Here is a 9,158-nt window from a genome sequence, read left to right as displayed (position 1 = left end):
CGACGCCGCTACGGGCGAGCAGATCTTGCAGCGTCAAAAATAAGTGAAGGTGTGAGATGAAAAATCAAAGCTTAAAGGGTGGAGCAGATAACTCTGCCCAAACTAGTGAGGCTTTGGACACTAGGGATTTTAGCATAAACAAAAACGCTGATGCTATAACTTATGGCGCCCAAAATGCAGACGCGGCTAAAAATTTAGATGAAAATGCGCAAGATTTTTCGGTAAATTTAGCAAGCAAAATAAGCGAGCGGAATCTCGCGTCCTGCGAGCAAAATTCTAAAGATTTTTCCAGCGTGGAATGTTGCGAAAATCAAAAAATTTCTGCGGATGCGAAAGATTATAAGGACGAGCGGAATTCTTTGCAGACGCAAGACTTATCAAGTGTACGAAATTTCACTAGCGAGCAAAATTTCGCCGATACACAAAATTTTTCTGATACAAGTAATTTCGCAAGCGCGCGAGATTCTGCCAGCGCAGCAAGCTGCGCGGAGGTTTGTAATTCTTGCAAGCCAGTGCTTTGCAGCCACTGCAAACGCGAAATCGCTAAGCAAAATTTCAAGCTTGGCTGCGTAGGATTTGGGCTTTTTGCGCTAAATATCGCAGCAGGCGCACTAAATTTTTTAGGGCGGTTAGGAAGCGTAGCGGATAAAAAGGCAAGCGAGATTAGAGCTAGGCAAAAGGCGCCTGCGAATTAGCGCAGCTCCCAACGCTACTGAAATTTAGCGGTGCGTAAAATGAGCGGGTTTACACATCCAAGGCGCCGCAAAATTTATACGTTTTTGGCTAAAATGGCGGATTAGAATTAGCAAAATTTTAAAGGAGCACTTTGAAAATTTTACTTGTCGAGGATGAAAAAGATCTAAATCAAATCATCACAAAATGTCTGAAAAAGGACGGCTACAGCGTAGATTGCGCCTTTTGCGGCAAGGAAGCGCTAGAGTTTTTGGATGTCGCGAAATATGACGCTATCGTGCTTGATGCGATGATGCCTGTGATGGACGGCTTTGAGTTTTTGAAGGTGGCGCGGGCGCGCAGATTGGGAACGCCGGTTTTATTTTTAACTGCGCGGGACGCCAAAGAAGATATCATCGCAGGGCTTGATCTGGGCGCAGACGATTATATGGTTAAGCCCTTTGATTTTCGTGAGCTTTTGGCGCGACTTCGCGCAATTATCAGGCGTAAAAACGCTACTGCGGATAACGAAATTATCATAGGGCAAGTGCGCCTAAATCTAAGCAAAAAATCGGTCGTCTGCGCGGGCAAGGTAGTGGAGCTAACGGGTAAGGAATATAGAATTTTAGAGCTTTTGATGCTAAATCGCGGTGCGATTTTGAGTCGAGAACAAATCGGCGAGAGTATTTGGGATTTTAGCGACGAAACAAGCTCAAATGTTATCGATGTTTTAATCAAAAATATCCGCAAAAAGCTAGGCGAGCACGGCGATATAATAGAAACGAAGCGAGGGCTTGGCTATGTCGTGGCAAAATAGCAAGATTTGGATTAAAATTTCGGCGATTGCGAAGCAGATTTTTGCCGCTACGGCGCTTTTCATATTAAAATTCGTGCGAAATTTTAAACAGAATTTTACGCATAATTTTGCGTGTTTAAAGAAAAGCCGCAAGAAAAATCCCACTCAAAATATTGAGTTAAACCGGGCTCTAAATTCTACTCAAAGCCAGGCGTCAAATTTTAAACGGAATTCCACGCAAAATCCGGCATCAAATTCCGCGCCAAATTTTTCTGCTACAGGCGCAACACCCGATCTAGCGCAAAATTCTAATAGCGTCCTCGCGCAAAGTCAAGAACAAAATTTCGCGTCTAAAATCACAATACAAAATTTTGCTCAAGTCTTATCTAGAGTATTTACAACCGCTAAGGAAAATTTTAGCTCACACGCGCTACCTATCAGCCTGCGCGTGACGCTTTATTACAGCGTATTTATTTTGGCACTTGCAGGCGCTATTATCGGCATTTGCGGCTATATTTTAGACGAAGTATCAGGAAGCTCCGTCAGCCAAAAAAAGCTTGCCCACCTAGTGCAAAAAGCCGCGCGCGATGACAAGCTAAGAAGCTTTGATGACGGTGTATTTTTCTACGAACATGACGGACAAGGCGGCGTGATCGCGGGGTTTGTACCTAAAGGCTTCGAGCCTGCGTTGCCGCTCTCGCCTCAAGGCGCGCGCGAGGTGGAGCTTGATGACGACGAGTTTTTCTATTACGACGCGCAGATCAAAGGGCGCAGCGTATGGATACGCGGCGTCATCGCAGTTGGCGAGTTTGAGCTTGCGATGAAGCGCGTGATGCTGATAGCTCTTATTCTCTCGCCGCTATTTGTGGCGCTCATCATCTACGGCGGCTACGCGATCATAAAAAGAGCGTTTAAGCCCGTGCGCACTATGTCGCGTACAGCTAGCGAGATCGGAGCTAGCGGCGATTTTACGCGGCGAATAGAACTACCGCGAGGCAAGGATGAGCTAAGCGCGCTCGCAGCTACGTTTAATGAAATGCTAGCATCGCTGCAAAGCGCATTTGAGCGCGAGCGGCAGCTAAGCGCCGACCTTTCGCATGAGCTGCGTACGCCCGCTGCCGTCATACTGGCTCAAAGCGACTATGCCCTAGCCTACGAGCAAGACGCGAGCGAGGCGAGGGAGAGTTTCGCGGTCATCAATAATCAAGCGCGTAAAATTTCGGCGCTAATAGAGCAAATTTTAGAGCTTGCCCGCTTGCAGCGCGGCGCGCGTTTGGCACCCGTAAGCTTAAGCAAAATCGCAAGCGAGTGCGCGCAAGACTTTCAACTTTTGTGCGCACAAAAAGGGCTAAGCTTTAGCTCGCAGATAGCCGAGGGCGTGCGCGTAAACGGCGATGAGCTGCTTTTGACCAGGCTGATTAACAATCTTTTAAGCAATGCTTTAAAATTTACGCGCAGCAGCGTCGCTTTAGAGCTTTGCGTCAGTGCAGACGCGTGCGAACTTAGCATAAGCGACGATGGAGAGGGCATCGAGCCTGCTTTGCAAACTAAAATCTGGGACAAGCTCTATCAAATCGAGCGTTCCAGAAATCGCGAGCAAAATAGCGGCGCAGGACTCGGGCTAGCCATCGCCTCACAAATCGCAAAGATCCATGGCACGCAGATTTCACTACGTAGCGAGGTAGGACGCGGAAGCAAATTTAGCGTAAAGTTTAAGAAGGTTTAGGCGGTTTTGTGGGCTTGGTGGTGTAAAGAAATACTGGGCGGCGAAATTCTTAAAATTTTATCGCTTATCGTTGCTTAAAATTTAATGACTATAGCTGTATATAATGGCGATGGTGTAATTTTAAAATTAGGCCGGCGTCGCCAATAATATCGGATGATTTTTGCGATAGTCGTGCGCTTTTAAATTTAAATGGGCCAAATTAAATGGGTCAAATTTTAAAATTTAGTTTTACCGCGAAATTCCGCGGCGAATTAATAAGACAAGGCGCGGCATTTTGCCCTTAGGCGAAGTGATAAGGCAAGCGCTTTAGAGCTTAAGTGGGCCGGCGCGGGTAATTTAAGAATTTTGAGGTATACGGCAAAATAAGCCTTCGCTGAAATTTCACGGCGCAGTATTACAGAATAAACCTTTGCTAAAATTCTAAGACGCCACATTCGGCTCTAGAGAATTTAAATTTAGGAGTATCTAGCGACCAAGTAAAATTTAAATACGGAGCAAAAAAGACGGACTGAGATTTAAAGGCCGCCTACATAAGCGAAATTTTGTATTTTTGCCTGCTTCGTCCTCGTAGCTTACGGCGATATAATCAAAGCCGTTTGTCTTACCTCGCCCTATGAGGCAGCCCCGCCGTTTATTAGTATGACCCTACTACCGCGCTCGTCGGTCTCGTAGTCGTAGTGGGTGCTATAGCCAAATTTTACGCGGATCTTGCACGATGGTAGATTAAAATTTCACTAGCTCGCGACGAGTTACTTTTCCTGCGCCATATTCGTTGTAAGACATCGCGCTTTAGCCGTACGCAGTGCTATCAAAAAGTAAAATTTCCGCCCGTTTTCATGTATTTGATTGCTAGCTTGCATGGTATGAGCTCGCCCTCGCAAGTCTGCGGCGATGGACTTTTCTAAATTTTTCGCCCTGCCTAGGATCGTAATCGCTCTGCGCTCGCATATATTTACGCACCTGTAGCAAAGCGTGCACTCATCGCCGAATTGCGCCTTTTTGCAAGCGAGCTTTATGTTTCGCATCGGGCAGGGTTTGACGCAAGCCCCGCATCCGCTGCATCGCGATGGATCAAGGCTCGGCTTACGCTTAGCAAAGGGGCCTTTATCCCAAATTTTCATCCAAAGTCGCTGCCCTAAAAGCCCTGCGATACGACAGAGCGTGCCTAGCCCCTCTTGCGGCGGATGATTTGCGCTAAGCGCCTCCGCAACGCGTCTGACTTTAGCGTCCGCCTCTTTGATTATGCGCTCGTTTTTCGCTCGCGAGTAGCCAAAAATCGCCACGTCGAGGATGAACGCCGGCATTTTGATATGAGCGCCGCCCGTTATGTTTGCACCGAATTGTTTTAAAACTCTAGCCGCGCACCCTGCTCCGTCGCCGCTGAAAATCTCCATCGTAGCGAGGATGAATACGTTTTTGCCGCTAAAGCTCGCGCCATTTTCGTAGAGGAAGTCTCGCACGATACGCGGCAGGTCGCTAAAATAGACGGGATATGCCAAAATGATGTCGTTGTGGTGTTTTAAAAGCTCGCCGCAGGCCTCGCTCTCGATCGAGACGCAAACGCCGCCAAGATGAGCGATGAGCCTATCTGCGCAATGCTTCGTGTTGCCCGTGGCGCTAAAATAGATCGCTATCATGCCCGTCTCCTAAACTATGCGAATTTCGGTGAAATTTAACCCTTACCGAATGGATAAAATTTTACGCACCTTTTGCATAAAATTTTAAAATTTAGACGTGACGGCGAAATTTAAATATGCCGTCGCACCCTAAAAAAGCAAAATCAATTCAGATATTTTCTGCCGCCACCATTCCAAAAACCATACAATCAGCCATGCTCATAGTACCGAGCCTACTTGCGCCGTGAACGCCACCGGTGATTTCGCCCGCTGCATATAGCCCTGCGATCGGCTCGCCGCTAGCTGCGTCGATAACCTGAGCTTTGGTATTGATCTGCACGCCGCCCATGCAGTAAAGAATTTTCGGGCTTGTTTGGCACGCATAAAATGGAGCTTTTGATACGTCGATACCGCCTACATCGGCTTTTGTCAAAGGCTTGCCAAACTCCGGGTCACTTCCTGCTTTGACATAGCCGTTAAAATCCGCGACGGTTTTTAAAAACGGCTCCAGCGGAATTTTATAAAATTTTGCAAGCTCTTCCAAGGTATTAAATTTTTTAATTGAGCCTGCTTCTACACCTTTTGACGTATAGACCGGATTATTTGCATCAACTGCGGCTTGATCGCAGATATTTACGGGATAGTTGTCGTTATTTTCGCTCTCCGCCATGCATTTAAAGATCGCTTCGGTTTTGATCTTGCGCCCGGCGTGCTCGTTCATAAAGCGTTTGCCCGTCTTTGGATCGACGGTTAGACCATAGTCGTTAGCGCAGTGATTTGAAAATAGCGCAGAAGTACCAAATCCCTTCTCGCTAGGATTGGTATAAGGATTTAGTTGAATCCAGCTGAGTTGCAAAGGATTCGCACCTAGCTTCATCGCCGCGATAAGCGCACCTGCGGTAGCGCCTGGTTGGCTTACGGTTTCGATATTGTCTTTTAGATACGGCACCTGCTGCGCGCGAAACCATTTATCCGAACTGTATCCGCCCGCAGCCAAAATGACACCATCTTTGGCTTTAAAAAATTTTACTTCGCCGCTTTTGTTTTCCCTATCGTCGCTAGCAAGCTGCGGATCGAACTTATATTCTTCGCGACACTTCACGCCTACGACACGGCCGCTGTCATCTACGACAAAATCATCAAATTTAGTACGCTTCTTGATTACAGCATTTGCATTTTCCTCGATCGCCTTATGCATCGGCTGGATGTAGCCCGAGCCGCTGGCGTTTTTGGCCTGTACGGCGCGCTTTAGCGAGTGTCCACTGGCAGATATCACCTTGCCCGAAAACTCCACTCCGACGCTTTTTAGGTATTCAAAAGCGTCGCCTGCGCGGTCGTAGATGACGCCTAGCAAATCTACGTGATTTAAATTTAGCCCGTCTTTTAGGCAATCTGCGATGAAAGCCTCCTTACTATCCGTGATACCCGCGGCTTTTTGGAATTCGTTATTTGGCACCGCCATATTGCCGGCGTTAATGACGGAATTGCCGCCCGCACGGCCCATCTTTTCGATCATAAGCACTTTTTTGCCGCGCTTAAGAGCCTGAAGTGTCGCCATCGAGCCTGCAAAACCGCTACCGATAACGACAACGTCATATTCTTCGTCAAATTTTACGTCTTTAGCGTTTTGTGTTGCACTCGCACTACTTGCAGCTAAAGCCAGAGCTCCCGCCGCGCCGATTTTCATAAAATTTCGTCTTGAAATTTCTTGCATTTTTTGCTCCTTGCATTGAAATTTTTAAAATTATACATCAGAGCGGCGAAATTTAGAATTTAACGAAAAGACTTAGTGATAGAATTTTAAAAATTTAGAAAAGAAAATTTTAAAAGCGCAAATTTAAAGCGAATAAATTCCGCTCCGCTAGCCGAAATTTAGGCGTAAATTTTAAAATTTACGGCGCACGGATTTGCTCGCCGCCTGTGCGAAATTTTGCCGCCGCTATAAAATTTTAAAGTGCACGGTATTCAAATTTAAAACTCGCGCGGCAGAATTTCAAGCGCTTTAAATTTTAAAATGCTTTGAAATTCTACGGCACACTTTGCGTCTTTGTCTCGAAAATTTTAAATACGCATATAGTATTTCGGCGCAAAGCACGCACCGCTACTCCGTGCCGAAATTTAACAAAGCACGCGTTTACGCCCGCTTCGTGCCGAAATTTCGCAGGTGCTAAATTTAAGCCCCGATGCTCTCGCCCGCGATCATTCCGAAAACCATACAATCAAGGATCGCGTAGGTTCCGAGCCTGCTCGCGCCGTGCACGCCGCCGGTTACCTCGCCCGCAGCCCAAAGCCCTGGGATCGGCTCGTGAGTAAGGCTCGAGATGACCTGAGCTTTGGTGTTGATCTCGAGTCCTCCCATCGTGTGGTGCACCTTCGGCATCGTGCGGCTTGCGTAAAACGGCGGCTTAGAAACGTCGATGCCGTCCAGCTTATCGACAACCTTGCCAAATTCCGGATCTTTGCCGGCTTTGACGTAAGAGTTATAATCCGCGACGGTCTTTAAAAATGGCTCCAGCGGCAGGTTGTAAGCCTTCGCAAGCTCCTCTAACGTGTCAAATTTCTTCACGACGCCCGCTTCCAGCGGCCTTGATGTATAGACTGGGTTACGCGCGGCGACGGCTTGGGAGTCGCAGACGTTTACCGGATAGTTGTCGTTTTTCTCGCTTTCGCCGATAACCTTAAAGCAGGCGTCCGCCTTGATCTTGCGCCCTGCGTGCTCATCCATAAAGCGTTTGCCGGTCTTTGGATCGACGGTTAGACCGTAGGTGTTGCAGCAGTGGTTGGTGAAATTTACTGCGGCGCCGAAGCCCTTTTCATCGGGCGAGCAATACGGAAGGAACTGAATCCACGACGTTAAAAGGGTAAATGCGCCGATTCTGTTTGCCGCTAGCATCGCTCCCGCCGAGCTTCCAGGATGGTTGGTGCTGTCTATGCTAGGCACTACGCGCGGATCTTGGATCTGGCGGTACCATAGATCGCGTCCGTATCCGCCCGAGGCTAGCAAAACGCCGTCTTTAGCTTTATAGCTCTTTTTCTCGCCGCTTTTATTTTCCAGATCGTCGCTAAAGAGCTTCGGATCAAATTTATACTCCTCACGAGCTTCTACACCCACGACACGACCGCTGTCGTCCACGATAAAATCGTCAAATTTCGTGCGGGTCTTGATCGTGACGTTAGGATCGTTTTGAAGTTTACCCATCATCGGTTGGATGTAGCCCGAGCCCGAGCCGTTGGTCGATTGCAAGCTTCTTGCGACGCTATGGCCGCTTTCAAAGATCAACTTATCGCTAAACTCCGCTCCGCAGCCCACCAAAAGATCCACCGCATCGTTGCTGCGATCAAACATCACGCCTAAAAGATCGGTATGGTTAAGCCCGAGCCCGTCTTTTACGGCATCAGCGATAAAAAGCTCCTTGCTATCTTTGATGCCCTGCGCTACTTGAAATTTATTCATCGGAGCAGCCATGTTTCCGCCGTTGATGACGGAATTTCCGCCCGCTCGACCCATCTTTTCAAGCACCAGCACTTTTTTACCGCGCCCGCTAGCTTTAATCGCCGCAGCAAGTCCAGCAAAACCGGTGCCGATGATGACGATATCGTATTCCTCATCAAATTTAACATCCTTGGCGTTTTGCGCCGCGCTCGCGCTGCTAGCTCCCAGCGCAAGTGCCCCCGCACCCACTGCGCTAATCTTTAAAAAACTACGTCTTGATACGTCTTGCATTTGCAACTCCTTTAATTAAAAGTGTATATTTAAAAGAAATGATAACTCGAATTTAAAGGTAAGTCAAATAGAACGACGCTATGAATGGATAGTAAAAAGCTATGAAATTTAGGGATTAATATAAAATTTTGAAATTCGGCGGGCGAGCGGAATCAAAATTTTAAAATTTTATCGGGTGCTCGTCTGTAAAATGCTTGTGAACACAAAAGCGCGCTCGGCGCGAAAATCGCAATTAATGCAAAATTCGCGCCGAGCCTTAAAATCGCTAAGCCCTTAGCGAGCGACTTTAAATTTAAGCGTTTGCAGATCGTAGTTATTTACCTGCTCGTATTGCATATCCTCGATAGAGATCGCAGGAAGCGCGCACGAGCCAGCCATAATCACGTTTATTGGCGTGTAGATGACGCCGCTGCTATTCTCTCCGTCTCGCGGATCATAATAGAAATAGCCGCTTTTTGGGAAGCGAAGCACTCGGTCATACAGATACTCCGTGTGTTCTAGTGCCACGCTGTCTTGCATGCCCTCGACTCTAGCCTGCGCAGCCGAGCCCAGACGCTCATTGACCGCCTCAAAGCAGCTAGGCATGGCCTCGTCGATTACGAAATTATAAAGATAATAATTTGC

Annotated in this window: 7 protein-coding genes; 3 read left to right on the top strand and 4 right to left on the bottom strand. The window is 47.6% G+C overall.

Annotated elements, in window-relative coordinates; genetic code table 11:
• The first annotated feature begins 56 nt into the window (after positions 1–56).
• The 3 genes from Q0605_RS08300 to Q0605_RS08290 all read left to right on the top strand — a co-directional run bounded on the left by Q0605_RS08300 (position 57) and on the right by Q0605_RS08290 (position 3,194).
• Positions 57–695 (top strand): hypothetical protein, encoded by a 639-nt coding sequence (locus Q0605_RS08300; protein WP_298706054.1) that lies wholly within the window; start codon positions 57–59, stop codon positions 693–695.
• 131 nt (positions 696–826) lie between these two features.
• On the top strand, positions 827–1,489 hold the full coding sequence (locus Q0605_RS08295) for a response regulator transcription factor (protein WP_298706050.1): 663 nt from the start codon (positions 827–829) through the stop codon (positions 1,487–1,489).
• Positions 1,473–3,194 (top strand): sensor histidine kinase, encoded by a 1,722-nt coding sequence (locus tag Q0605_RS08290; protein WP_298706047.1) that lies wholly within the window; start codon positions 1,473–1,475, stop codon positions 3,192–3,194. The genes Q0605_RS08295 and Q0605_RS08290 overlap by 17 nt, the downstream gene beginning before the upstream one ends.
• A gap of 749 nt (positions 3,195–3,943) precedes the next feature.
• Here the strand turns inward: Q0605_RS08290 and Q0605_RS08285 are convergent.
• From Q0605_RS08285 to Q0605_RS08270, 4 genes are all read right to left on the bottom strand, one after another.
• Entirely contained in the window at positions 3,944–4,831 is an 888-nt protein-coding gene (locus Q0605_RS08285; protein WP_298706044.1) for an EFR1 family ferrodoxin, read from the bottom strand.
• A gap of 148 nt (positions 4,832–4,979) precedes the next feature.
• Complete coding sequence (locus tag Q0605_RS08280; RefSeq protein ID WP_298706041.1) at positions 4,980–6,524, bottom strand: flavocytochrome c; 1,545 nt, start codon at positions 6,522–6,524, stop codon at positions 4,980–4,982.
• Positions 6,525–6,983: 459 nt separating this feature from the next.
• Positions 6,984–8,534, bottom strand: coding sequence for a flavocytochrome c (locus Q0605_RS08275; RefSeq protein ID WP_298706038.1), 1,551 nt, complete (start codon positions 8,532–8,534; stop codon positions 6,984–6,986).
• 273 nt (positions 8,535–8,807) lie between these two features.
• A partial coding sequence (locus Q0605_RS08270; protein WP_298706035.1) for a hypothetical protein occupies positions 8,808–9,158 on the bottom strand: 351 nt, incomplete at its 5' end.

This window comes from uncultured Campylobacter sp., from assembly GCF_938017705.1.
Lineage (GTDB): Bacteria > Campylobacterota > Campylobacteria > Campylobacterales > Campylobacteraceae > Campylobacter_B.
Note: the sequence above shows the minus strand (reverse complement) of the source record. Positions and strands in the feature narration are given on the sequence as shown.

What these genes read in the sequence shown, in the direction of transcription:
- Q0605_RS08300 (WP_298706054.1), top strand. Translation starts at nt 57, where the DNA reads ATGAAAAATCAAAGCTTAAAGGGTGGAGCAGATAACTCTGCCCAAACT.
- Q0605_RS08280 (WP_298706041.1), bottom strand. Translation starts at nt 6,524, where the DNA reads ATGCAAGAAATTTCAAGACGAAATTTTATGAAAATCGGCGCGGCGGGA.
- Q0605_RS08290 (WP_298706047.1), top strand. Translation starts at nt 1,473, where the DNA reads ATGTCGTGGCAAAATAGCAAGATTTGGATTAAAATTTCGGCGATTGCG.
- Q0605_RS08275 (WP_298706038.1), bottom strand. Translation starts at nt 8,534, where the DNA reads ATGCAAGACGTATCAAGACGTAGTTTTTTAAAGATTAGCGCAGTGGGT.
- Q0605_RS08285 (WP_298706044.1), bottom strand. Translation starts at nt 4,831, where the DNA reads ATGATAGCGATCTATTTTAGCGCCACGGGCAACACGAAGCATTGCGCA.